Below are 24,355 nucleotides of genomic sequence, written 5' to 3'. Positions count from 1 at the left end.
GGGGGGGAGATCGGCAGCTTCGCCGACAGCGTCCCTTTTGCAAAGTTGATGGTTGGCGAAATCAGTCATGACGGCCAATCTTCCTTGTGGGGAGATGTCCGGCAGGACAGAGGGGGCGCGAAGGATCGCCGCGCCCTACCTCTTACGTATTCATCGAATCGAAGAAATCCGCATTCGTCTTGGTCTGCTTCAGCTTGTCGATGAGGAACTCGATCGCGTCGGTGGTTCCCATCGGCGCCAGGATGCGGCGCAGCACGAAGATCTTCTGCAGGTCCTGGCGGGCGACCAGCAGGTCTTCCTTGCGGGTGCCGGACTTGAGGATGTCCATGGCCGGGTAGATGCGCTTGTCCGCCACTTTGCGGTCGAGCACGATTTCCGAGTTGCCGGTGCCCTTGAACTCTTCGAAGATGACTTCGTCCATGCGGCTGCCGGTGTCGATCAGCGCGGTGGCGATGATGGTCAGCGAACCGCCTTCCTCGATGTTGCGGGCGGCGCCGAAGAAGCGCTTCGGCCGCTGCAGGGCATTGGCGTCGACACCGCCGGTCAGCACCTTGCCGGATGACGGGACCACGGTGTTGTAGGCGCGGCCGAGGCGGGTGATCGAGTCCAGCAGGATGACGACGTCACGCCCGTGCTCGACCAGGCGCTTGGCCTTCTCGATCACCATTTCGGCGACCTGGACGTGGCGCACCGCCGGCTCGTCGAAGGTCGAGGAGACTACCTCGCCCTTCACCGAGCGCTGCATGTCGGTGACTTCTTCCGGCCGCTCGTCGATCAAGAGCACGATCAGGTAGCATTCGGGATGGTTGGTGGTGATCGAATGGGCGATGTTCTGCAACAGCACTGTCTTGCCGGTGCGCGGCTGCGCCACGATCAGGGCGCGCTGGCCTTTGCCGAGCGGCGCCACCAGGTCGATGACGCGGGCCGAGATGTCCTTCGAGGTCGGAACGTCCATTTCCATCTTCAGCCGCGAGGTCGGGTAAAGCGGCGTCAGATTGTCGAAATGGATCTTGTGACGGATCTTTTCCGGGTCGTCGAAATTGATCGTATTGACCTTGAGCAGGGCGAAATAGCGCTCGCCCTCCTTCGGGCTGCGGATCGGGCCTTCGACCGTATCGCCTGTCTTCAGCGAGAAGCGGCGGATCTGCGACGGCGAAATATAGATGTCGTCCGGACCCGGCAGGTAATTGGCGTTGGCAGAGCGCAGGAAGCCAAAACCGTCCTGCAGCACTTCGACCACGCCGTCACCGATGATCTCGATATCCTGCGTCGCCAGCCTCTTCAGGATGGCGAACATCAGCTCCTGCTTGCGCATGACGCTGGCGTTCTCGACCTCGAGCGATTCGGCGTAAGCGATCAGCTCTGGCGGTTTCTTGTTCTTGAACTCTGTGAGTTTCATTTCTTGCATCATTAGACGGACTCTGAGTGAGTAAGTATGGGGAAAATATCGGCGGGATGCGACAAATGCCGGGCGCGGCCGAAGCGATGAATGGGGCGGCGCATGACGGGAAGGAAGACCCGTCTTTTATCGTCGGCCGATTGAAAGAGCAAGCCGCCTTTTGCAGGTCGTCGAGGCCTCAGAAAGGCTTTACGATAACCAGCACGACGATGACGATCATCAGCAATGTGGGGATCTCGTTGACGATCCGCCAGTGCTTCGCGGGCTTTTCGTTGCGGTCCTCGGCAAATCTACGAACCGCGCCGGCCAGATAGCCATGAACGGCTGAGAGGCCGAGCACCGCGGCGATCTTGGCATGCAGCCAGCCGCCCTGAAAACCGAAGCCTTTCCAGGCAAGCCACAGGCCAAACGCCCAAGTGATGACCATGGCCGGATTGATGATGCCGCGCAGCAGCCGGCGCTCCATCACCTTGAAGGTTTCCGACTGGATCGAGCCTTTCTCGGCATCGGCATGGTAGACCAGCAGCCGCGGCAGATAGAGCATGCCCGCCATCCAGGAAATGACTGCGATGACGTGGATCGCCTTTGCCCAGGGATAAAAATCGTCAGGCCCAAACAAGAACAGCAGCCCAGCCAAAACGAGGAAAATGGCAATTGCAGATGCCGCGCGGCGCATTGCGCCAGTGCCACCTTCCACAGTGCCTTTTCCCATCATCGTCATGATGCGCTCCGCACCAATTTCAGCATCGCCTCGACATGGGCGATCGGCGTCTCCGGCGTGATGCCATGGCCGAGATTGAAGATCAGCGGCCCATTACCCAGTGCTTTCAGAATTGCGTCGATGCCGTCGGCTAGAGCCTTGCCGCCGGCCACCAGCCGCAACGGATCGAGATTGCCCTGCACGGCGCCGCCGTGCTGCAGTTCCTTGGCTGTCGTCAACGGCACGGTCCAGTCGAGCCCCAGCCCCGTCACGCCGGTCTTCTGGCGATAGCTCAAGTAATGGGTGCCGGCGCCCTTGGGAAAGCCGATGATCGGAACGTCGGGATGGACGGCCCGGACCTGCCTGACGATCTCGGCCACCGGCCTGACGCAAAAGGCCTCGAAAGAAACGTCGTCGAGCACGCCCGACCAGGAGTCAAATATCTGCACCACATCGGCGCCGGCCTCGATCTGGCGGATCAGGTAGGCGGCCGAGTGGTCGGCAAGCAATTTCAGCAGCTGCAAGAAAGCCGCCGGCTCGCGATAGGCGAACAGCCGCGCCGGCGCCTGGTCAGGCGTGCCATGGCCGGCGATCATATAGGTCGCCACCGTCCACGGCGCGCCGCAGAAGCCAATCAGCGTCGTCTCGTCAGGCAGTTTTGCCCGTAATCGCCTGACCGTCTCATAGACCGGTTCGAGATTCACGTGAAACGTTTCGCCGTCGAGAGCCGCAATCTCGGTGGCCAAGATCGGCGTCAACAGCGGCCCGCGCCCTTCCTCGAAGCGCACGTCGCGGCCCAGCGCATGCGGCACGACAAGGATATCGGAAAACAGGATCGAGGCATCGAAGCCGAAGCGTTCGATCGGCTGCAGCGTCACCTCTACCGCAAGATCGGGACTATAGCAGAGATCGAGGAACGACCCGGCCCTCCTGCGCGTCTCCCGATATTCCGGCAGATAGCGTCCGGCCTGGCGCATCATCCAGAGCGGCGGCGGAAACACCGCTTCGCCCTTCAACACGTCCAGCATGATCCGGTTTTCAGGCATCCAGCGCTCGCCTCTCCAGGCTTCTCTATAATTAAATATTCTATTTCTAGGAATCTTATGATTCTAAGAGTCTGTTGGTATCGGTGGTTGTCTCCTGTCCCGCTTTGCCCCGAAAAAGACCAGCCAGCATATTGTCGCGTGCTTCCTCTGCCGGATAGGAGGGGATTGGGGACAGTTGAAAATTTCCGACTGGAGTCAATGCCTTGCCGCCCGCGCAAAGAAAATCGGTCTGTGGATAGGGCGGAGTCGAAAAAGCCCGTCCCCGGATTTGTCCCCAACCGCCCGACGAAGCCGACAGCGCATCGAATTGTGGACAAACCGGCATCTGATACAGTCGCCCCGAACCGGCCGATCTTCCGACCGACCTTATCCACATCGGCCCACAGCTTGGAACGAACCCTGTGAACAAACCCCAGAGCTTCTTTCACCTCCACCTGATTTCCGATGCCACCGGTGAAACGCTGCTGGCGGCCGGCCGCGCAGCTTCCGCGCAATACAAGGATGCGCGCGCCATCGAGCATATCTATCCGCTCATCCGCACCGAGAAGCAGGTGACGAAAGTGTTCGAGGACATCGAGGAGGAACCGGGCATCATCCTTTATACGGTGGTCGACCAGAACCTCGCCCGCGGCATCGACGAACGCTGCGCGGCTATGGGCCTGCCTTGCGTTTCCGTGCTGGAACCGGTGCTGACCGTCTTCCAGTCCTATCTCGGCACGCCGGCCGGGCGCCGCGTCGGCGCCCAGCATGTTCTCGACGCCGAATATTTTCGCCGCATCGATGCGCTCAACTTCACCATGGAGCATGATGACGGCCAGCTGCCCGCCAATATGGATGACGCCGACATTGTGCTCGTCGGCATTTCGCGCACCTCGAAGACGCCGACCAGCATCTATCTCGCCAATCGCGGCATCAAGACCGCCAACATCCCGATCGTGCTCGGCGTGCCGGTGCCGGAAAGCCTGGTCAACGCCAGGACGCCGCTGATCGTCGGGCTGATTGCCACCGCGGAACGCATCTCGCAGGTCCGCCAGAACCGCATTCTCGGCAATACCAGCGCCTACGAGCCGACGGACTATGTCGACCGGGCCGCGATCACCGAGGAACTCGCCTACGCCCGCCAGATCTGCACCCGACATGGCTGGCCGATGATCGACGTCAGCCGCCGCTCGATCGAGGAGACGGCGGCGGCGATCGTTGCCCTGCGGGGAAAGACGCGCTAGGGCGTCGATATTCAGGTGATGCCGGCCTGCAAATCGCGGCTTCCTGCGCTTCCGGTGCTCACGTACGAAAGTACGCTCCGCTCCGGTTCTCGGAAGCCACCATTTTCGACTCGGCCTGACCTGAATCTCAACACCCTAGTCGGTGCCAGAAACCGGACGAAAAACCATGACCGAGAAAATCACCCTTGCCTCAGGCAGTCCGTTCCGTAAGGCGATGCTCGTCAATGCCGGCGTTGCCATCGAGGCGGTCCCGGCGGACGTCGATGAGCGCGCGCTTGAGGCGCCCCTGCAGGGCAGCGGTATTTCGCCCGAGGACGTCGCCCTGGTGCTCGCCGAGGCCAAGGCCACGGAGGTCAGCGAGCGAAAGCCCGGCGCCCTGGTGCTCGGCTGCGACCAGACGCTGTCACTCGGCGACGAGGTGTTCCACAAGCCGGCCGACATGGAAGCCGCGCGCCGACATCTCTTGGCGTTGTCGGGCAAGACCCATCAGCTCAACAGCGCCGTGGTGCTGGCCCGCGACGGCGCGGTTCTGTGGCGGCATGTCGGCATTGCCAGCCTGACCATGCGCAAGCTAGATCCGGCCTTCATCGGTCGCCATCTGGCGCGCGTCGGCGTCAAGGCGCTGTCCAGCGTCGGCGCCTACCAGATCGAAGGCGAAGGCATCCAGCTGTTCGAAAGAATAGAGGGCGACTATTTCACCATTGTCGGCCTGCCGCTTCTGCCCGTTCTGGCCAAGCTGCGTGACCTCGGAGCCATCGATGGCTGAGGCATCGAAAAAGGCTTTCGTCACCGGCCATCCGGTCGCCCATTCCCGGTCGCCCAATATCCACTCCTATTGGCTGGCGACATACGGGATCGACGGCAGCTACCGGGCTATCGACGTCGCGCCAGGCGATTTTGCCGAATTCGTCAACACGCTCGAGGCGAATGGCTACCGTGGCGGCAACGTCACCATCCCGCACAAGGAGGCCGCCTTCGCGCTGGCAACGCACCGCGACGATGCGGCCGAAGAGATCGGCGCAGTCAACACGCTGTGGTTCGAGGGCGGAACTTTGTGGGGCGGCAACACCGACGGCCATGGCTTTGCCGCCAATCTGGACGAGCATGCGCCCGGCTGGGCAGACAATGGCCCGGCCGTGGTGCTCGGCGCCGGCGGCGCCTCCCGCGCGGTCATCCAGGCGCTGATCGAGCGCGGCGTTGCCGACATCCGCATCGTCAACCGGACGCTCGCCCGGGCCGAGGAACTGCGAGACCGTTTCGGCGCCGGGATCTCGGCCCACGGCATAGCTGCGACCGGCGAGCTGCTTGCCGATGCCGGCCTGCTGGTCAACACGTCGGCGCTCGGCATGCACGGCAATGAAGGCCTGTCAGCCGACCCGGCCAGGCTGCCGGACCATGCCATCGTCACCGACATTATTTATGTGCCTCTGGAAACGCCATTGCTGGCCGCAGCCAAAGCGCGGGGCCTGAGGACCGTCGACGGGCTCGGCATGCTGCTGCACCAGGCGGTGCCAGGCTTCGAGCGCTGGTTCGGCATCAGGCCGGAGGTCACTGCCGAATTGCGGCAGATGATCGTCGCTGATCTCGGTGCCAAGGAGTAGAAGGCATGATCGTGCTCGGTCTCACCGGATCGATCGGCATGGGCAAGTCGACCACGGCAAAGATGTTTGCCGAGGCGGGTGTGCCCGTCCACGATTCGGACGAGGCGGTGCATCGCCTCTACGCCGGCAAGGCGGCCCCGCTGGTGGAGGCGGCTTTTCCCGGAACCACCAAATCCGGTTCGGTCGATCGCACAAAACTGGCCGAGCGGGTGCTCGGCGATGCTGCCGCGCTGAAACGGCTGGAAGCGATCATCCACCCGCTGGTCCGCGCCGACGCCGACGCCTTCCTGGCCGGCAATCGCGCCGCCGGCGCGTCGCTTGTCGTTCTCGATATCCCGCTTTTGTTCGAAACCGGCGGCCGCGACCGCGTCGACAAGGTCGTGGTCGTCACCGCCTCGCCCGAAATCCAGCGCGCCCGCGTGCTGGCGCGGCCGGGCATGAGCGAGGAGAAACTGGCGTCGATCCTGGCAAGGCAGGTTCCCGACGCCGAAAAGCGCAGCCAAGCCGATTTTGTCATCGACACCGGACAGGGTTTTGATGCGGCACGCGCGGCGGTCAATGCGATCGTTGCCGAACTAGCCGGGGATAAGCCAGCCGGGCCCGATTAAGAGGCTTGCAGCCGACATTCCCTGTTGCCATTTTGTTCCCATCGTGATTCGGCTAGAATGACGCCGGAACCAACGGACTGATTCGATGCGTGAGATCATCTTCGATACGGAAACCACCGGACTCGATTTCCGCGATGACCGCGTCATCGAGCTTGGCTGCATCGAGCTGGTCAATCGGTTCCCGACCGGCCGCACCTTTCACCACTACATCAATCCGCAAGGACGACCGATTCATGCGGAGGCGCAGGCCGTGCATGGCATCAGCGCCGCCGATCTCATGGGCAAGCCCACCTTCAGCGACATCGCCGAGGAATTCCTTGCCTTCATCGACGGCGCCAAGCTGGTCGCCCACAATGCCACTTTCGACATCGCCTTCCTCAATGTCGAGTTTGGGCGGCTGGGCCATCCTGTCGTTGACCCCGGGCTTGTCGTCGACACGCTGGCGCTGGCGCGCCGCAAGCATCCGATGGGGCCGAATTCGCTGGACGCGCTCTGCCGGCGTTACGGCATCGACAATGCCCGTCGCACCAAGCACGGCGCGCTGCTCGATTCTGAATTGCTGGCCGAGGTCTATATCGAGCTCATCGGCGGTAAGCAGGCAGCGCTGATCCTCGACAGTGCCACGGCGCCGGCCGGCGGCAGGAGAAATGTCGACGATATCGACATCAGCATCGGCGTGCGGCCGATAGCGCTGCCGTCTCGTCTGACCGATGCAGACCGCACCGCGCACGCCAGCATGGTCGCCACGCTGGGCGAAAAGGCGCTCTGGTTGAGCGTCGCCCCGGAAGCAAGTTCCGCGGCATAGTGATTTTGAAGGGTTGGAAGCTGATCGGCGTGCGGACGTTGATGGTTCAGTTCCTGGCAAATCGCAAACCCTCGAGATTAGCTGAAACACCCCTCCCTTCGTCATCCCAGGGCGGAGCGACGCGAAGCGGAGCGCAGACCCTGGGATCCATGCCGTTACATCTGCCGAAGAATGCAGCGGCTCAGAACGACGCTTGTCTCCGCAACGGCGCCAGCTACCCTTCAATCATGACCGGCTATGCCTATATGACCGCAAGCCAGAAGCGCGGCACGATCTACATCGGCGTCACCAATGATCTCGGCCGCCGCATGCCGGAGCACATATCTGGCGAAGGCTCGCGCTTCACCAGCCGCTACCTCGTGCAGCGTCTGGTCTGGTACGAGGAGCATTTCGACATTAGTGACGCCATCCAGCGCGAGAAATCGCTGAAGCGCTGGCCGCGCCAATGGAAGATCGAGCTGATCGAGAAGACCAATCCGGAGTGGTTCGAGCTTTTTCGTGGAATCGGGTGGTAGCACTCGGTTCTGGTCGGCCGCGTACTGCCGCGAGGTAACGGCATGGATCCCAGGGTCTGCGCCGCGTCGCTTCGCTCCTTGCTCCGCCCCTAGGATGACGAAGGGAGGGGGTGGTTCGTTCGCGATTTGCCACTGAATTGGCCGCTGAGAGGGACTAGCGACGGTTGCTGCCAATCGCCTTCCAACCTATCAGGATCGAGGAGCTCGTCTCAAAACAAAAAAGCCCGGCGCGAAGCCGGGCCTTAATGTCTGCTCTACAACCGCCTCAGCTCGCCTGCACTTTGCCGGCGGCTTGGTCCTCGGCCAGCTTCTGCTGGAACATTTGCGCGAAATCGATCGGGTCGAGCATCAGGGGCGGGAAGCCGCCATTGCGCGTCGCCTCGGCGATGATCTGCCTGGCGAACGGGAACAAGAGCCGTGGGCATTCGATGAACAGCAGCGGCAGCATATGCTCCTGCGGGAAACCGCTGATGGCGAACACGCCGCCATAGACCAGCTCGACGTTGAACAGCACTTCCTGATCGAAGGACGCCTTGGCGTTCAGCGTCAAATTGACGTCGAACTGCTTGTCCGAAAGCGGGTTGGCGTTGACATTGACGTTGATGGCAATGCCGGGGGCCTTGTCTCGGCCGCGCAGCGAGTTCGGCGCGCCGGGGCTTTCGAAGGAAAGATCCTTCACATATTGGGCGAGCACGTTGAGGGAAGGCTGCGCCGCGTTGCCGTTGCCATTGGCCGCGCCGGTCGGCGCGTCGTCTTTGCTGGCCATAAGCCTTGTCCTTTTGCCTGGGCAGCGTAGCTGACCGGATTGAAATCGGGCGTTCGCTACCATGGTCGGCATGACAAGACAAGGTTTGCCGACCCTCCGCTTCGCCGCTCCCGGTGCATGTCGCTCAAAAACATGTCCTCGGGCGTGACCCGAGGGTGCGCAGCGGTTTTGTGACAACGACATGCATAAAAACGAAGGCTTAAAGCGCTTCGATTTGAATCCGCTTCAACGCGACGCGCTTCAGTCGTCCTTGAGGCGGCGCCATGGAGAATCCGGTCCGCGCCCGTGATCGTCGCCGCGCGAATAGTCGCTGTCGTCAAGATCGATGGTCTTGTCGCGCGGCTTTGCCCGGTACCCACCGGTGCCGAAATTGGTCGCGAGCACAATGCGGCCTTTCAACAGGCGCCAGGCAAGGTCACGCACCGGCGGCAGGAACAGCAGAATGCCGAAAATGTCTGTTATGAAGCCGGGAATGATGAGCAGGATCGCCGCCAGAACGATCATGGCGCCATGCGCGAGCTGACGGCTTGGATCGTGACCGGCATCCATCTCGGCACGGACCCGTGCCATGACGCCGAAACCCTGATATCGCAGCAACATCGCGCCGGCGATGCTCGACGCCAGCACCAGGCCGACCGTCGCCAGGGCGCCGACCTGGCGACCGACGACGACGAAGCCGGCGATCTCCAGCAGCGGAAGTGCGAGGATGAACAGGGGAAGCAGCGAAATACGCAAATCGTGACCGATCGTTTCCATGTTTTGCCGGCCGGCGAGCAATCGCCGCTGGCACTGGACCTTTTAGATAGGTATGCCTGCCTTTGATTTGAATGATTGCACCTTGCGTTCTATATGCTTTGAATGTTGAACGCTATGCGACCGCGGCATTGTTAGGCCGGTGGTCCGGCCGGAGTAGGGATTGATTGGCGGAAGATATGGGATTCTTCGACTTCGGCACGATTTTCTTTCTGATTGCGGCGGTTGTGATCTTTTTCCAGCTGCGCAATGTGCTCGGCCGCCGCACCGGCAGCGAGCGCCCGCCCTTCGACCCCTATGCGGCGAACCGAACGCGCGAGGACGCAGCCCAGAAATCCGAGAATGTGGTCTCGCTGCCGCGCAAGCGGGCGCCGGGAGAGCCGCCAGTCGACGCCTATGCGGCGATCGACGCCTTCGCCAAGCCGGACACCGATCTCAACAAGGGCTTGCGCACGATCAAGGACAATGATCCGTCATTCGACCCCAAGACCTTCGTCGACGGCGCCAAGATGGCCTATGAGATGATCGTCATGGCCTATGCCGATGGCGACCGCAAGACGCTCAAGAACCTGTTGTCACGCGAGGTCTATGACGGCTTTGTCGCGGCCATCGGCGACCGCGAGGCGAAATCGGAAAAGATCCAGTCTTCCTTCGTCGGCATCGACAAGGCCGACATCGTTTCCGCCGAGATGAAGGGCGGCGAGGCGCATATCACGCTGCGCATCGTCAGCGAGCTGATTTCGGCGACGCGCGACAAGGCCGGCGCAGTCATCGATGGTGATCCCGAGACCGTCGCCGAAGTCAAGGATGTCTGGACCTTCGCCCGCGACACGCGCTCGCGCGATCCGAACTGGAAGCTCGTCGCCACCGAAGAAGAAGACTGAACTGACGGCGGCGGGGCCTGTGGTGTCGCTTTCTCAGGCTTTCAACGAAAAATCCTTTGACGATCTGCCCGGCTGGGACGGGGACGACCATCTGGCAGCGTTCGCTGCTTTCAGGCGTTCGGCCTTTCATGTCCTGACAAAACCCTATCGTTCCGGGGGGCTCGGCGTCGACTTCGATGCCTTCACGGGAGCCTACGCTGCAGCCCGCACGGTTGCGCCAGCCGACCGAGCGCAAGCCCGCGCTTTCTTCGAGCATCATTTCGTTCCGGCACGCATAGAAGCGGAAAGCGGTGGCGCCGGCCTGGTAACCGGCTTCTATGAACCCGTGGTCGACGCTTCACCGGTGCGAACCGAACGATTTACGGTGCCGCTGCTGTCGCGCCCGGCCGATCTCGTCGATATCGGCGACGCCAACCGGCCGCCCGGCATGGACCCTTATCTCGCCTTCGGCCGCGACACGCCCGACGGACCGGTCGAATATTTCGACCGCGGCGAGATCGAGCGCGGCGCGCTTGCAGACAGGAGCCTGGAAATCGCCTGGCTCGCCGACAAGGTCGACGCCTTCTTCATCCATGTGCAGGGTTCTGCCCGGCTTACCATGACCGACGGCCGGCTTTGCCGCGTCACCTATGCCGCCAAATCCGGCCAGCGCTTTACCGGCGCCGGCAAGATTCTGAGTGAGCTACGCGAAATCCCGCTGCAAGCGGTGACCATGCAGTCGATCCGCGCCTGGTTCAAAGCGCATCCGGATCGCATCGACGAGATCCTGTGGCGCAACCGCTCCTATATTTTTTTCCGCGAGATTTCCCTCAGCGAGATGGGGGTCGACGATCCGACACTCGGGCCGATCGCGGCCGCCAAGGTGCCGCTGACGCCGGGCCGCTCCGTCGCTGTCGACCGTCTGCTGCATACATTCGGCACGCCGTTCTACATCGACGCGCCGTCGCTGAACGCCTTCGACGGAAAGCCGTTCCGGCGTTTGATGATCGCGCAGGACACCGGCTCGGCCATCACCGGCCCGGCCCGCGGCGATTTGTTCGCCGGAACGGGACATGCGGCTGGCGAGATCGCCGGCGTCGTCCGCAATCCTGCCGACTTCTATGCGCTGCTGCCGCGTCTGCTTGTTCCGGGAGCGAGGCGATGACCCGGCGCATCGACAGGCTGAGCGAGGACGACCGGGTCCTGTGGAACCTGGTGGCGCGAACGGCCAAGCCGCTGAAGGGCAGGACCGCCGTCACCAGTCCCGACATCGACCCTGAAGTCGGCCCTGAAATCGGCGATGACACGAAGCCGCCACCGCGTGCCCAGGCCATGGCTCCGGCTGCGGTGGCGAAAGCAAAGACGCAGCACGTTTCGCATGCGCTCGATGAACCGACGCTGGAAAAGCTGTCGAAGGGGCGGTTGCCGATCGAAGGCCGCGTCGACCTGCACGGCCTGACCCAGGACGAAGCCTATTCGTTATTGTTCTCCTTCCTGCACCGGGCGCATGCCGGCGGCATCCGCTACGTGCTGGTCATCACCGGCAAGGGTTCCTCGTCGGGCGGCGACGGTGTGTTGCGCCGCGCCGTGCCGGCCTGGCTGGCGACCCCAGCATTCAGGCCGCTCGTCTCCAGCCACGACCATGCCGCCCGCAACCATGGCGGCTCGGGCGCGCTCTATGTCCGCCTGCGACGGGCGCGCGCATGAGGACGAACTTGTGACCCCGTTTGGCGAAAAGCTTCGCGCGCTGCGAAGTGAACGCGGCGTCAGCCAAAAGGCGATGGCCGAGGCGATCGGTGTCAGTGCCGCCTATCTGTCGGCGCTGGAGCATGGCCGCCGCGGCGCGCCGACCTGGACGCTGATCCAGAAGATCATCGGCTATTTCAATGTCATATGGGACGATGCGGAGGAACTCGCGCGGCTGGCCGAGACCTCGCACCCGCGGGTGAAGCTCGACACGTCGGGCCTCAACCCCGCTGCCACCGAGCTTGCCAATCTTCTGGCCGAGAACATCGAAAAACTCGACGAAGCCGAGCTTCGCCGCATCACTGCATCGATCCGCGCCGCTTTGAAGCAGCCGAAGTGATCGCCTGCTACTGAACCGCGCCGACCAGAACCTGCTGGCCATCACGGATCGAGACCCAGCGGCCGGTATTGTCGATCGCCTGCCGCTTGAGGAAGCGGTAGCCGGTCCGGTCCCATGAGCGGACCTTTTCGTCCAGATTGTCGAGGATGTAGTCGCCCTTGCTCGTGCGTACCGTCAGCACCGCATGGCCCTCGCCGTCGGGCTTGCGCACCACGGTCACCAGAAGATCGGCGTAAGACACGCCCAGGCGGTTCAATTCGCGACGCTTTTCCAGGACATAGTCCTCACAATCGCCAACACCCTTGACCGGATAGGCCCAGACCTCGTCCTTGCCGTAGATGTCGAAGTCGCTTATCGGCTTGACCGAGGCGTTGACCTTGGCGTTTACGCTGAGCATCTTGCGCCAGAGCGAGCCGGTCATGGTGGCGGGAGAGAGATCGCCCGGGCGGATCGAGCATTCGGCCGGATTGGTCTTGCAGAAATCGTAATGGCCGATCGGCTGCGATGTCGGGCCGCCGGTTGCCATTGGTCCGGCCGCCGAAGCCGCCGTCGACCAGCCTGCCGCAAGTACCAGCCCTGCGAGTGCGCACACGCGCACCTTTCTCGCCATTGGTGAGGAAATCATTGTCCCCCTCGTCCCTTGTTGTTAACGAAACGTTAAGGGCGATTCACAGTCCCGTCAATTATACGAACGGCCAGATTTGCGACATGGTTACCGGCACGGCCGAAAGCGCGGCTATTGTGCAACAGGTCGATTTGAGCGGCTGCTACCATCCGGGCCTCATAAGATACATTCTTACTTTTTGGCGGTGCGGACCAGCTTCGGCTTCACTGCAACGCGGGTCTGGCGGCCATAGCTGGTGATGAAGTCGACGATGCGTGGCACGATTTCGGAACGGAAACGCGAGCCGTTGAAGACGCCGTAATGGCCGACCGCCGGCTGCATGTAGTGGGCGTGCCTGTCGGCAGGGATGTTGACGCAGAGGTCGTGCGCGGCCTGGGTCTGGCCGAGGCCGGAAATGTCGTCGTTCTCGCCCTCGACCGTGAACAGGGCGACATTGCGGATCGCTGACGGATCGACGGCCACGCCGCGATGCGTCATTTCACCCTTGGGCAGAGCGTGGCGGACGAACACGGTATCGACCGTCTGCAGGTAGAACTCCGCCGTCAGATCCATCACCGCCATATATTCGTCGTAGAAGTCGCGGTGCTTCTCGGCATTGTCGCCATCATGCTTCACCAGATGCATGAAGAAGTCCTTGTGGGCGATGATGTGGCGGTCGAGATTCATGCTCATGAAGCCCGAAAGCTGCAGGAAGCCGGGATAGACCTCACGGCCGAAGCCCGGCACCGGCCATGGCGCCTGCATGATGACGTTGTCGCGGAACCAGTCGATGCCCTTTTCCTCGGCCAGAAGATTGACCGCGGTCGGATTGCGGCGGGTATCGATCGGCCCGCCCATCAGCGTCATCGTCGAGGGAACGAACGGGTCGCCGCGCGTTTCCATCAGCGCCACCGCTGCCAGCACCGGCACCGAGGGCTGGCACACCGCCATGACATGGGTGTCGGGGCCCAGCGCATGCAGCATGTCGATGATGTAGTCGATATAGTCGTCGAGGTCGAAGCTGCCGTCGCTGAGCGGCACCATGCGGGCGTCGACCCAGTCGGTGATGTGCACGTCGGCATGGGGCAGCATCGCCTCGACCGTGCCGCGCAGCAGCGTCGCATAGTGGCCCGACATCGGCGCCACGATCAGCAGCTTCGGATCGGGCCGGCGGCCGGCGGGAACCGCCCGCTCGAAACGGAGCAGATTGCAGAACGGCCGCGACCACACTGTCTTTTCGGTGACGTCGACGCTTTTCCAGTCGACCACGGTCTTGGTCAGGCCGAATTGCGGCTTGCTGTAGCGGCGCGTCGTGCGCTCGAACAATTCGGCCGTTGCCGCGACCGAGCGGCCCCAGGATGTGTGAGCAAACGGATTGAGCGGATTGGTATAGAACATCCGCACCGCATCTGCATAAAGGCGGGCCGGCTGCAGGGCGGCGTGGTTCAATTCATAGAGCTGGTAGAACATCGAGAACCCCGCTGCTGCGACCGAAGGGACGACGGGCAGCGCCGAGCCTTAGATGTCTCGCGGCGACGTTAACAACAAATTGCTGCAATGCAATACGTCAAGTGACGTGATTTATACTCGTCCTTTCGTCCAAGGCGTTGAAAATTGGCTTGGAACGGCGAGAGCCGGCTTATTGTGCGACTGCGAAGGCGCGGGGAGAGCATGGGGCGAAAAGGGGCAGCGCGGCCGTCCGTCCGCGAGACCGGACGGCATATCTCAGACGTGGAATGTCACACGCGGGCCGTGCACACGGACGTATGGCCCGAGCTGATGAAGCCGAGCCGCCTGGCGGCGCCCTTCGACAGGTCGATCACGCGGCCCTTGATGAACGGGCCGCGGTCGTTGATGCGCACGACGACGCTGCGGCCGTTGTTGCGGTTGGTGACCTTCAGCTTTGTACCGAAAGGCAAGGTGCGGTGCGCGGCGGTCAGTGCCGACGGGTTCATCCGCTCGCCGGAAGCGGTCTTCGAATGCAGCGCGTACCAGGAGGCGCGGCCGCATTGAGCGGCGGCAGGGGAGGCGGATGCGCCGACCATCAGGCCAGCCGCGATCGTCGCCGCGACAAGCGCGGTCTGGTTGGATTTCTTCATTTGTGGGGAATGGGCTCCATTGACAGACCCAAAGCCGTTAGGGCGGAATGAGGCGACAAATGCGGCAGGGATCTGTCGGTTCCATGGCAACGTTACACGTTTGGAGTCGGTGCGAAACAATCTGTCAGAGGTTTTCCATCAGACTAGTGCGGAACTTTGATGATGTTCGCGCTGATGTTCGAGATGTCCTCGGCAAGATCAGGCGACAAGGTGCAAGATCAGGTGAGCGCGATAGGATCGCTTCCTTTTCGCTCTTGCATCGCGGTCATGGCGCAATCGACGATCGACTTGGAAAGGAAGTTCCGGTGACGAGATTGGTCAAGAATCTGCTGGCGCTAATTGTGATCGCCATCGGCGCGCTCTGGTCGCTGCAAGGCATCGGCCTCGTCGGCGGCAGCTTCATGACCGGCCAGTCGCAATGGCTCTATATCGGCATCGTCACCGCGCTGGTCGGGCTGGTGGGATTGGTGTGGGCGAACCGTTCGGGCGGTTGAGCCGGCGCCCCAAAGCATGCCCTCGGGCCTGGACCGGGTGCAGGGGTCAGATCAGATGGCGCAGAGGCCGCGTAGGCGCCGTTCACTGTGACCAATACTGCCAGGCCCAGTAGAAGCCTTCGTCTCGCGGCGGCAGGCGGCTGCGCTCGGCGTCCAATTGGACGGGGACTGGCGATCTGGGCTCGTCCTCGGCCGGCTGTTTTTCCCTGGCCTGGATCAGGCGAAGCCGGCTGCCTAGAAAGGCAAATAGCGTTGCGGTGGAATGGTCCATCACTGTCTCTCCTTTGTTCACTCCCGTCCTGCCCATGGAACAAGCGCGCGCTCGAGCCTGCGGATGATGAATTCGAGCACGAAGGCGATGGCCGCGATCACCAGGATGCCCATCACCACCACGTCGGTGACGAGGAACTGGGCGGCCGACTGGATCATGAAGCCAAGCCCGCGCGTCGCCGCCACCAGTTCGGCGGCGACCAGCGTTGACCAGCCGGCGCCAAGCGCGATGCGCAGGCCGGTCAGGATCGAGGGCAGGGCGCTGGGCAGGATCACATGCCGTATGACCTGCGCCCGCGTCGCGCCAAGCGAACGGGCCGCGTTGACGCGTTCCTGCGAGACGCCGCGAACGCCCGAAGCAGTCGACAGCGCGACCGGTGCCAGCATGGCGATGGCGATCACCAGGATCTTCGACGGCTCGCCGATGCCGAACCAGATGATGACCAGCGGCAGATAGGCGAGCGGCGGGATCGGCCGCAGGAATTCCAGCAGCGGATCGAAGATGCCGCGGCCTATCACGCTGGTGCCGATTGCCAACCCGACGGGGACGCCGACGATGACGGCCGCGACCAGTGCCGCGAACACGCGGCCCAGGCTGGCGACGATATGCTGGACGAGCGTCGCGTCCACAAAACCGTCGCCGGCGACGGCAATGAACTTGGTCCAGACGGCAGCAGGCGACGGTAGAAAGACCGGCGACACCAGTTGCAGGCGAGCCGACAGCGCCCACGCCGCCAGCACGGCCAGAATGGTGACAGTGCTGACCACGCGTGCCGAAACCCGGCCCCTTTTTGGCTGCGGCTGCGACCACGGCACCGACAAGGCGTCGGTCTTGTCGGCCTTGGCGCCGGTGTTGGCAATTGGCCGTTCCGTGTAGGAGGAGACGGTCATGCCGCCTCTCCCTCGAAGATCGCGTCGGTCAGCTCGCCGCGGGATGCCGCGAAGGCCGGATCGGCCTTGATGGCGCGGATTGGCTCGCCGGCCGCATAGCGCCGGCTGAAGCCGGTTTCGAAAGTCCGCACCACCCGGCCCGGCCCGGGCGCCAGCACCACGATGTGGGTGGCGAGCACCAGCGCTTCCTCGATGCCATGCGTGACCATCAGCACGCCGACATGGCTTGCGGTCCACAGATCGAGCAGCGTCGTCTGCATGCGCTCGCGCGTCAGCGCGTCGAGCGCGCCTAGCGGCTCGTCGAGCAGCAGGAATTGCGGTTCGGCGGCGAGAGCGCGGGCCAGCCCGACGCGCTGGCGCATGCCGCCGGAAAGCTCCCAGATATGCTTGTCGCCGACGCCCTCGAGCTTCACCAGCCTGAGCAGCTCGTCGGCGCGCCGCGACCGCTCGTCCGGCCGCACACCGCGCAGCCTGAGAGCAAAGGCGACATTTTCCCGCGCGGTCAGCCACGGAAACAGCGCATCGCTCTGGAACACGACGGCCCGGTCCGAGCCGGGCGCGGTGATCGGCCTGCCGTCAATCGTGGCGATGCCGCGCACCGGCTCGACCAGACCGGCGGCAACATTGAGCAGTGAGGTCTTGCCGCAGCCGGAGCGGCCGACCAGAACGACGAAGTCGTGCTTGGCGGCGTCGAGCGACACGCGCTCGACGGCCGGCTGGCCGTCATAGTGGACAGAGACTTTGTCGAGCACGAGATGCGTCATATGGCCTCGCAGAACCTTTGAAGAGAATCCGCCTGCCCCGAAGCCGCTCCTCGTCAGCGGTTCGGGGCAGACAGCACGCGGCGTCAGGGAAGGAGAACCGCGCGCGTTTGGCGTCAGTTCGAGGCAAGCGCCTCGCTGACATATTTCGACGATACGTATTTCGAGTAATCCGGCAGCACGGCGTCGACCTTGCCCTGCTCCTTGAGGAAGGCGGATGTCGCCTCGACCGCCTTGACCGTGCCACCGCCGAGGAATTTCTCCGAGGCCTGCTCTCCGAGCGTAGGGAAGACATAGCCCTTGAGCAGCAGCGGCACGTCGTCCAGCTTGGCGCCGGTGAGCTTGGCGATCTTTGCCGCTTGTGGCGACGACACCGACCAGGCGTCCGGCTTGGCCAGGAACTCGGCATAGGCCGCACCAGTCACCTTGACGAAGTCGCGCACCGCTTCCGGGTTCTTCTCGGCAAAATCGGTGCGCACGATCCAGGCGTCGAACGTCGGGGCGCCCCAGGCGGCGACCTGCGAGGAGTCCACCACAACCTTGCCGGACGTCTTGATCTGGCCGAGCGCCGGATCCCAGACATAGGCCGCGTCTATGTCGCCCCGCGCCCAGGCCGCTGCGATCTCCGGCGGCCTGAGATTGAGGATTTCGACCGACTTCGGATCGACGCCTTCATGCTTCAGCGCGGCAAGCAGGCTGTAATGCGTCGTCGAGACGAAGGGCACGGCCACTTTCTTGCCGGCGAGGTCGGCGACCTTTTCGATGCCGGCGCCGTTGCGGGCGACAAGCGCCTCGGACTCACCGATCAGGCCGACGATGAAAATGGTCTGGATGGGAAGCTCGCGGCTGGCGGCCGCCGCCAGCGGGCTCGATCCGACATAGCCGATATCGACCGAACCGGAAGCGACGGCGGCGATCACGTCGGCGCCGGAATCGAACTTCCGCCAGTCGATGGCCGCCTTGGTCGTGCTCTCATAGACGCCGTCTGCCTGCGGCACTTTCGAAGGTTCGACCACCGTCTGGTAGCCGATGGTGATCTTGAGGTCTTGCGCCTCGGCCGGGCCGAGGAAGGCGGCGCCTGCCAGGGCTGCCGAGGACAGGAGAACGATGCGCCGTGAAATGATGGACATGAAAGGGCTCCTTCAAAAGAGAAAACCGGATAGCCCCGCATAGTCATCTAATTCTATCGTTCTTGTAGAGTTAAATCCTTCCAACAGCGGCAGGTTTGGTGGAAAAAAGCTGTCGGCTAGTGGCTGGCGAGCGGATCGAGCGGCTGCGGCGGGCCGTGCAGCAGGTGGCGCCAAAAACCTTGCAGATCAGGCTTCAACGCTGACCGGTTTGCGACCGAGCACAATCGGCACGCACTGGAATTCCCCATCAGCCCACCGGCTTAAAAATCCATGCCTCAAACAGCCGACGAATTGGAACCTGATTCCCTGTCTCCGCGGGTAACTATAGTATTCTTATGGACATAGGGAGTTGACGAGATGAGCGACGATACCCCCCGTACCCTTGCGATCGCTCGCGGCGTCGGGCCAGATGCTCCGATGCGTGCGAGCGGTGTTTCTGTGTCCTCGGCGTCACAAGCTTGGCCCAAAATCGCTGCCACGGCTTGAAAACCAAGCAAAATCAACAGCAACTGGCTTGTATATCATGTCACTAGAAATTATGTGTCATGCAAGCTTGGACGCGGCGGGGACGCACGCCAGGCGTTTCGCAACCGATGGTCTTGCGCCATCGCATGACAGAGAAACATTCGGTCTATGCTCACGAAAAAGGGCAAGTACGGCCTTAAGGCGCTCGTACATCTTGCGCAGCTGCCGGTTGGACAGCTCGCCTTCGTTGGCGACATCGCCACCGGAAACAACATCCCGAAGAAGTTTCTCGACGCCATCCTCGGCGAATTGCGCAATGCCGGTTTCGTCCAGAGCCGCAAGGGCAAGGAGGGCGGCTATCGCCTGGCGCGGCCGGCGGATGAAATCAAGATCGGCCATGTCGTGCGCGTGCTCGACGGACCACTCGCCCCCATTCCTTGCGCCAGCCGCACCCAGTATCAGCGCTGTGAAGACTGCAACGAGGCGACATGCCAAGTCCGACACCTGATGCTGGAGGTCCGGCAGGCGATCGCCGAGGTCCTGGACCAGCGCAGCCTCGCCGAGATGCGCGATTTCGCCAGCGACGAAGACCTTTCGGCTGCGTTGAAAATCCAGGCCTGAACCAACGACGCCGGAACCAATGGCGCCTGACGCAATTGGTGCGCGCATGACCAGTCGCGCAAATTCGATCGCCCCAAGTTCAATCATCATTGTCGGTGGCGGCGCCAGCGGCGTCATCCTTGCCGCACATCTGTTGAAATCGTCCAATCCCGATCTCCGCATAACCCTGATCGAAAAGCGCCCGCATTTCGGTCAAGGCATCGCCTACTCCACGCTGCTGTCGGCGCATGTGCTGAATGTCAGCGCGGCCGGCATGAGCGCCTATGCCGACGATATCAGGCATTTCTGGCGCTGGCTGCTCGAACGCGGCCTGGCAACCCCAGAGCAGGCGCCGGTCTATGCGCCGCGCAGCGTCTATGCCCGCTACCTGAAGGAACTGCTGGACGAGCTCGAGGCCCGCGAGACGGGTCGTCTTCGCCTGATCCGCGAGGAGAGCCTGTCGATTTCACCGACCGCCTCCGGGGTCGAGGTGACGCTGGCCAACGGCACCAGCGTCGTCGCCCACCTTGCCGTGCTGGCGACTGGACATGACGAGGAGCCGGGCGCTGGCCAAGGCCACGCGATCAGGATGGGATCGGAAGCCGACACCACGCTCGACCCCGAAGCCCGAGTCCTGGTGCTGGGCACCGGCTTGAGCATGGTCGATGCCTTCCTGTCGCTCCAACAGCGCGGCCATCGCGGCGATATCGTCGCGTTGTCCAGGCGCGGCCTGCTGCCTTCGCCGCACCGCAAGGGCAATCCGATCAAGCTTGACGTTGCCGACATTCCGCTCGGCACCCAGCTTTCCTATTTCGTCGGCTGGTTCCGCGACCTGATCCGGGAAAACCAGAAAGCCGGCATCGACTGGCGCGACGTCGTCGATGGTCTGAGGCCCTTCAACCAGAAGATCTGGCAGAACTGGCCGTCTTCCGCCAAGCGCCGCTTCGTCGAGCACACCAAGGCATGGTGGGATATCCACCGCCATCGCATGGCACCGGAAGTCTACGCCCGCGTTACCGAGGCGGTCCAATCGGGCCGCATCCGGCTTGTCGCCGGGCGCGTCGTCGACATTGCCGCCGGCGATGGGTTCACCGTGCAGGTCCAGTCGCGCCACACGCAGCGTCTCGAAACGATCGATGTCGCCCGCATCTACGATTGCAGCGGCATCGCCAGGGATATCTCGACCACCTCGAACAGTGTGGTGCGGTCGCTGGTCGAGCGCGGGCTGGCCCGGCCGGATCCGCTGCGCCTTGGCCTCGACGTATCAGCCAATTGCGAGGTCATTGCCAGCGACGGCACCGTCTCGGCCAAGATCCTCGCCGTCGGACCACTGACCCGCGGCACCTTCTTCGAGATCGACGCCATTCCGGATATTCGCGTCCAATGTGCGCGGCTGAGCAAGCGGTTGCTGGGTTAGGGCTGTGGGTCGGCTCTCTACGGCGCCCCCCTCTGTCCTGCCGGACATCTCCCCCACAAGGAGGGAGATCGGCAGCTTCGCTGACCGCGCCATTCTTTCAACGTTTGAGATTGGCGAAACCCATTGCGACGTCCAATCTCCCCCCTCGTGGGGGAGATGGCCGGCAGGCCAGAGGGGGGCGCTGTCCCGCAGCCTTTGCTATCGGCCCACATGTCCAGCCGTGGAATCCCATTCCTCGTCTGGCCAATGGATTGGCACGATCTATCTTCTTTCAGACTGCAAACGGCTGGAAAAGAGGATAGGCTGACAGCCTGCCCAAGGCGGTCGCTTGACCATGGAGCATCTGATATGAGCAAGCACAAGATCGTGGCACGGGACGATGAACTGTCCCGCCTGCGTCCGCCCTATGCATCGGTTCTTGACCTGATCGGGCAGACGCCTGTCGTCGAGCTGACCAAATTCGACATCGGCAAATGCCGGCTGTTCATCAAACTCGAAAGCCAGAATCCCGGCGGCTCGATCAAGGACCGCATTGCGCTGTCGATGATCGCCGCCGCCGAAAAACAGGGCAGACTGAAGCGCGGCGGTACCATCGTCGAGGCCACCGCCGGCAACACCGGTCTCGGCCTTGCCCAGGTCGGCATCCCCAAGGGCTACCGCATCATCCTCGTCGTGCCCGACAAGATGTCGCGCGAGAAAATCCAGCATTTGCGCGCGCTCGGCGCCGAAGTGCGGATGACCCGTTCCGATGTCGGCAAGGGCCATGCGGAATACTATCAGGACATGGCGGAGAAGATCGCCGCCGAGCTGCCTGGCGCCTTCTATGCCAACCAGTTCGCCAACCCGGCCAATCCGCTGGCCCACGAAACCACGACCGGCCCGGAAATCTTTCAACAGCTCGATGGCGATGTTGACGCAGTGGTCGTCGGCGTCGGCTCGGGCGGCACGCTGACCGGGCTTGGCCGCTATTTCGCTCAAGTCTCGCCGAAGACCGAGATGATTCTCGCCGATCCTGTCGGCTCGGTGCTGGCGCCGCTGATCAAGACCGGCAAGATGGAAGAGGCCGGAAGCTGGACCGTGGAGGGCATCGGCGAGGATTTCGTCCCGCCCAATGCCGATCTGTCGCTGGTCAAGAAGGCCTATTCCATCACCGACAAGCAGAGCATGCTGGCGGTGCGCGACCTGTTGTCAAAAGAAGGCATCCTCGCCGGCTCGTCCTCGGGAACGCTGCTTTCGACGGCGCTTCGCTATTGCCGCGAGCAGACCGTGCCGAAACGGGTCATCACCTTCGTCTGCGACAGCGGCAACAAATATCTGTCGAAAGTGTTCGACGATTTCTGGTTGGCCGAGCAGGGCCTTGCCGAGCAGGAGCAGCATGGCGACCTGCGCGACCTGGTGATGCGCTCGCACCGTACCGGCGACACCGTCTATGTCGGCCCCGACGAAAGCCTGCTCAACGCCTATGGCCGCATGCGCCGCTCTGACGTTTCGCAACTGCCGGTGCTCGACGATGGCAAACTGGTCGGCATCATCGACGAAAGCGATATCCTCGCCCAGGTCGAAGGCCCCTATGACAGCCGCTGGGACCGTTTCAAGGCCCCGGTCCGCACCGCGATGACCTCCACCCTGCACACGCTGCAGGCCAGCCAGACGCTGGACGCGCTGCTGCCGGTGTTCGACCGCAACGAAGTCGCCATCGTCTTCGACGGCGACGAGTTCGTCGGCCTGATAACCCGCATCGACCTGATCAACCATCTGAGGCGCGCCCGATGACCATCAAAGCAACCGTATCGGGCAGGAACCGTCTGGCCTTCTCGACGCGCACGATCCATGGCGGCCAGAGCCACGACCCGACGACCGGCGCGGTGATGGTGCCGATCTATGCGACCTCGACCTATGGCCAGCAGAGCCCGGGCGTGCACAAGGGCTTTGAATATGCCCGCAGCCAGAACCCCACCCGCTTCGCCTTCGAGCGCGCGGTGGCCGACCTAGAAAGCGGCACAGCCGCCTTCGCCTTCGCTTCGGGACTGGCGGCAATCGCCACCATTTTCGAACTGCTCGATTCCGGCGCGCATGTCGTCGCGACCGACGACATCTATGGCGGCACCTTCCGGCTGCTCGAGCGGGTGCGCAAGCGCTCGGCCAACCTGCAGGTCGACTTCGTCGACTTCACCGATCTTGCCGCGGTCGAGGCGGCGATCCGCCCGGAAACCAAGATGCTCTGGGTCGAGACCCCGACCAACCCGTTGCTGCGTGTCGTCGATCTCGAGGCGGTCGCGGCACTGGCAAGGCGCAAAGGCGTGCTCTCGGTTGCCGACAACACCTTCTGCAGCCCCTTTCTGCAGCGGCCGCTGGAACTCGGCATCGACATATCGGTCCATTCGACGACCAAATACCTCAACGGCCATTCCGACATGGTCGGCGGCGTCGCCGTGGTCGGCGACAACAAGGACCTGGCCGACCGGCTAAAGTTTCTGCAGAACGCCATCGGCGCCATATCAGGGCCGTTCGACAGTTTTCTGGCGCTGCGCGGCCTCAAGACCTTGGCGCTCAGGATGGAGCGCCATTCGTCGAACGGCCAGAAGATCGCGCATTGGCTGGAAAGCCGCCCCGACATCCGCCGCGTCATCTATCCCGGCCTGCCCAGCCACCCGCAGCACGCCATCGCCAGGCGGCAGATGCACGCCTTCGGCGGCATGATAACGGTCGAGCTCGACCGCGATCTCGCCGGCACCAAACGCTTCCTCGAACACACGCAGCTGTTCACGCTGGCCGAAAGCCTCGGCGGCGTCGAAAGCCTGATCGAGCACCCGGCGCTGATGACGCATGGCTCAATCCCGGCGCAAAAGCGCGCCGAGATCGGGATTTCCGATTCGCTGGTTCGGTTGTCGGCCGGGATCGAGGATGGCGACGATCTGATCGCGGATCTGGATCAGGCGCTGGCGAGTTGAGGGGGGATCCATGCCGAGGCGGCTGGTATCGTCTCGAAGTTCTGGCTGGGGCCAAGACGATATCTGCTAAGTGATCGGAAGAGAAAAAACGTTGGGGGCGTTGGACTACAGGAGCCGCTCCCCTTAAATCCGCCGTGCCGAATGGGCGGCGAGGGCTTGTTTCTAGTAGGTGCCTCTCCTCTCCCACAATTTAAAAAATGGTTCAGGCACTACCGTTTCAGGGTCCCTGTTAAATTCGGCACTGTGCGGCGAGCCATCTTCCAGAAACCAATCCTTGCCCTCAGATTTCAAATTGGACAGGTAGGCCC

The 24,355-nt window shown here is 62.9% G+C and carries 27 protein-coding genes; 15 read left to right on the top strand and 12 right to left on the bottom strand.

The window, feature by feature from the left end:
- Positions 1–142: 142 nt before the first annotated feature.
- The 3 genes from rho to hemE all read right to left on the bottom strand — a co-directional run bounded on the left by rho (position 143) and on the right by hemE (position 3,145).
- Positions 143–1,408 carry a transcription termination factor Rho gene (gene rho / locus NKH73_RS23035; RefSeq protein WP_027153631.1) on the bottom strand — a complete coding sequence of 422 codons (1,266 nt, stop codon included), beginning with the start codon at positions 1,406–1,408 and terminating at the stop codon, positions 143–145.
- A 169-nt stretch (positions 1,409–1,577) separates the two neighbouring features.
- On the bottom strand, positions 1,578–2,120 hold the full coding sequence (hemJ, locus tag NKH73_RS23030; protein ID WP_352936561.1) for a protoporphyrinogen oxidase HemJ: 543 nt from the start codon (positions 2,118–2,120) through the stop codon (positions 1,578–1,580).
- The gene (gene hemE / locus NKH73_RS23025) at positions 2,117–3,145 is read right to left on the bottom strand and encodes a uroporphyrinogen decarboxylase (RefSeq protein ID WP_352936559.1); all 1,029 of its coding nucleotides are present in this window, start codon (positions 3,143–3,145) and stop codon (positions 2,117–2,119) included. The genes hemJ and hemE overlap by 4 nt, the downstream gene beginning before the upstream one ends.
- 401 nt (positions 3,146–3,546) lie before the next feature.
- On the opposite strand from hemE, the gene NKH73_RS23020 reads away from it, so the two are divergent.
- The 6 genes from NKH73_RS23020 to NKH73_RS22995 all read left to right on the top strand — a co-directional run bounded on the left by NKH73_RS23020 (position 3,547) and on the right by NKH73_RS22995 (position 7,897).
- Positions 3,547–4,368, top strand: a complete 822-nt coding sequence (locus NKH73_RS23020) for a pyruvate, water dikinase regulatory protein (RefSeq protein ID WP_352936557.1) — start codon at positions 3,547–3,549, stop codon at positions 4,366–4,368.
- A 166-nt stretch (positions 4,369–4,534) separates the two neighbouring features.
- A complete protein-coding gene (locus NKH73_RS23015; protein ID WP_352936555.1) occupies positions 4,535–5,134 on the top strand; it encodes a Maf-like protein in 600 nt (199 codons plus the stop codon).
- Positions 5,127–5,969, top strand: coding sequence for a shikimate dehydrogenase (locus tag NKH73_RS23010; RefSeq protein ID WP_352936554.1), 843 nt, complete (start codon positions 5,127–5,129; stop codon positions 5,967–5,969). Before NKH73_RS23015 ends, NKH73_RS23010 begins: the two co-directional genes overlap by 8 nt.
- A 5-nt stretch (positions 5,970–5,974) precedes the next feature.
- Positions 5,975–6,577, top strand: a complete 603-nt coding sequence (gene coaE, locus NKH73_RS23005) for a dephospho-CoA kinase (protein ID WP_352936553.1) — start codon at positions 5,975–5,977, stop codon at positions 6,575–6,577.
- Positions 6,578–6,662: 85 nt separating this feature from the next.
- Positions 6,663–7,382 (top strand): DNA polymerase III subunit epsilon, encoded by a 720-nt coding sequence (gene dnaQ / locus NKH73_RS23000; protein ID WP_352936551.1) that lies wholly within the window; start codon positions 6,663–6,665, stop codon positions 7,380–7,382.
- Positions 7,383–7,609: 227 nt separating this feature from the next.
- On the top strand, positions 7,610–7,897 hold the full coding sequence (locus NKH73_RS22995; protein ID WP_352936769.1) for a GIY-YIG nuclease family protein: 288 nt from the start codon (positions 7,610–7,612) through the stop codon (positions 7,895–7,897).
- 265 nt (positions 7,898–8,162) lie between these two features.
- Here the strand turns inward: NKH73_RS22995 and secB are convergent, their stop codons facing one another.
- Complete coding sequence (gene secB, locus NKH73_RS22990) at positions 8,163–8,663, bottom strand: protein-export chaperone SecB (RefSeq protein WP_352936549.1); 501 nt, start codon at positions 8,661–8,663, stop codon at positions 8,163–8,165.
- A gap of 240 nt (positions 8,664–8,903) precedes the next feature.
- Positions 8,904–9,398: an FxsA family protein gene (locus NKH73_RS22985; protein WP_352936768.1), complete on the bottom strand. Its 495-nt coding sequence runs from the start codon at positions 9,396–9,398 to the stop codon at positions 8,904–8,906.
- 197 nt (positions 9,399–9,595) lie between these two features.
- On the opposite strand from NKH73_RS22985, the gene NKH73_RS22980 reads away from it, so the two are divergent.
- The 4 genes from NKH73_RS22980 to NKH73_RS22965 are packed head-to-tail and all read left to right on the top strand — an operon-like array spanning position 9,596 to position 12,365.
- Positions 9,596–10,300 carry a Tim44/TimA family putative adaptor protein gene (locus tag NKH73_RS22980; RefSeq protein WP_352936547.1) on the top strand — a complete coding sequence of 235 codons (705 nt, stop codon included), beginning with the start codon at positions 9,596–9,598 and terminating at the stop codon, positions 10,298–10,300.
- A 22-nt stretch (positions 10,301–10,322) separates the two neighbouring features.
- The gene (gene mltA, locus NKH73_RS22975) at positions 10,323–11,444 is read left to right on the top strand and encodes a murein transglycosylase A (protein ID WP_352936545.1); all 1,122 of its coding nucleotides are present in this window, start codon (positions 10,323–10,325) and stop codon (positions 11,442–11,444) included.
- On the top strand, positions 11,441–11,986 hold the full coding sequence (locus tag NKH73_RS22970; RefSeq protein ID WP_352936543.1) for a Smr/MutS family protein: 546 nt from the start codon (positions 11,441–11,443) through the stop codon (positions 11,984–11,986). Before mltA ends, NKH73_RS22970 begins: the two co-directional genes overlap by 4 nt.
- 10 nt (positions 11,987–11,996) lie before the next feature.
- Complete coding sequence (locus tag NKH73_RS22965) at positions 11,997–12,365, top strand: helix-turn-helix domain-containing protein (protein WP_352936541.1); 369 nt, start codon at positions 11,997–11,999, stop codon at positions 12,363–12,365.
- A gap of 7 nt (positions 12,366–12,372) precedes the next feature.
- On the opposite strand, the gene NKH73_RS22960 is transcribed toward NKH73_RS22965, so the two are convergent.
- The 3 genes from NKH73_RS22960 to NKH73_RS22950 form a co-directional block, all read right to left on the bottom strand.
- The gene (locus tag NKH73_RS22960; protein WP_352936539.1) at positions 12,373–12,990 is read right to left on the bottom strand and encodes a transglutaminase-like cysteine peptidase; all 618 of its coding nucleotides are present in this window, start codon (positions 12,988–12,990) and stop codon (positions 12,373–12,375) included.
- A 171-nt stretch (positions 12,991–13,161) separates the two neighbouring features.
- On the bottom strand, positions 13,162–14,439 hold the full coding sequence (locus NKH73_RS22955) for a polyhydroxyalkanoate depolymerase (protein WP_352936538.1): 1,278 nt from the start codon (positions 14,437–14,439) through the stop codon (positions 13,162–13,164).
- Between the two features lie 269 nt (positions 14,440–14,708).
- Positions 14,709–15,068 carry a septal ring lytic transglycosylase RlpA family protein gene (locus tag NKH73_RS22950; RefSeq protein ID WP_352936536.1) on the bottom strand — a complete coding sequence of 120 codons (360 nt, stop codon included), beginning with the start codon at positions 15,066–15,068 and terminating at the stop codon, positions 14,709–14,711.
- Positions 15,069–15,373: 305 nt separating this feature from the next.
- Between NKH73_RS22950 and NKH73_RS22945 the strand changes: the two genes are divergently transcribed.
- Positions 15,374–15,562 (top strand): hypothetical protein, encoded by a 189-nt coding sequence (locus tag NKH73_RS22945; RefSeq protein WP_352936534.1) that lies wholly within the window; start codon positions 15,374–15,376, stop codon positions 15,560–15,562.
- A gap of 82 nt (positions 15,563–15,644) precedes the next feature.
- Here the strand turns inward: NKH73_RS22945 and NKH73_RS22940 are convergent, their stop codons facing one another.
- The 4 genes from NKH73_RS22940 to tauA form a co-directional block, all read right to left on the bottom strand.
- Positions 15,645–15,833, bottom strand: a complete 189-nt coding sequence (locus NKH73_RS22940; RefSeq protein ID WP_352936532.1) for a hypothetical protein — start codon at positions 15,831–15,833, stop codon at positions 15,645–15,647.
- Positions 15,834–15,850: 17 nt separating this feature from the next.
- Positions 15,851–16,723, bottom strand: a complete 873-nt coding sequence (locus NKH73_RS22935) for an ABC transporter permease subunit (RefSeq protein ID WP_352936530.1) — start codon at positions 16,721–16,723, stop codon at positions 15,851–15,853.
- Complete coding sequence (locus NKH73_RS22930) at positions 16,720–17,487, bottom strand: taurine ABC transporter ATP-binding protein (RefSeq protein WP_352936528.1); 768 nt, start codon at positions 17,485–17,487, stop codon at positions 16,720–16,722. Before NKH73_RS22930 ends, NKH73_RS22935 begins: the two co-directional genes overlap by 4 nt.
- Before the next feature lie 113 nt (positions 17,488–17,600).
- Entirely contained in the window at positions 17,601–18,614 is a 1,014-nt protein-coding gene (tauA, locus tag NKH73_RS22925) for a taurine ABC transporter substrate-binding protein (protein ID WP_352936526.1), read from the bottom strand.
- A 633-nt stretch (positions 18,615–19,247) separates the two neighbouring features.
- Here tauA and NKH73_RS22920 point away from each other — a divergent pair.
- The 4 genes from NKH73_RS22920 to NKH73_RS22905 all read left to right on the top strand — a co-directional run bounded on the left by NKH73_RS22920 (position 19,248) and on the right by NKH73_RS22905 (position 24,047).
- On the top strand, positions 19,248–19,700 hold the full coding sequence (locus NKH73_RS22920; RefSeq protein WP_352936524.1) for an RrF2 family transcriptional regulator: 453 nt from the start codon (positions 19,248–19,250) through the stop codon (positions 19,698–19,700).
- A 46-nt stretch (positions 19,701–19,746) separates the two neighbouring features.
- A complete protein-coding gene (locus NKH73_RS22915) occupies positions 19,747–21,096 on the top strand; it encodes an FAD/NAD(P)-binding protein (protein ID WP_352936522.1) in 1,350 nt (449 codons plus the stop codon).
- Positions 21,097–21,444: 348 nt separating this feature from the next.
- On the top strand, positions 21,445–22,869 hold the full coding sequence (locus NKH73_RS22910; protein ID WP_352936520.1) for a pyridoxal-phosphate dependent enzyme: 1,425 nt from the start codon (positions 21,445–21,447) through the stop codon (positions 22,867–22,869).
- Entirely contained in the window at positions 22,866–24,047 is a 1,182-nt protein-coding gene (locus NKH73_RS22905; RefSeq protein WP_352936518.1) for a cystathionine gamma-synthase, read from the top strand. The genes NKH73_RS22910 and NKH73_RS22905 overlap by 4 nt, the downstream gene beginning before the upstream one ends.
- The last annotated feature ends 308 nt before the right edge of the window (positions 24,048–24,355 follow it).

The sequence above is a fragment of the Mesorhizobium sp. M0938 genome (genome assembly GCF_040319125.1).
Classification (GTDB): Bacteria; Pseudomonadota; Alphaproteobacteria; order Rhizobiales; family Rhizobiaceae; genus Mesorhizobium; species Mesorhizobium robiniae.
Note: the sequence above shows the minus strand (reverse complement) of the source record. Positions and strands in the feature narration are given on the sequence as shown.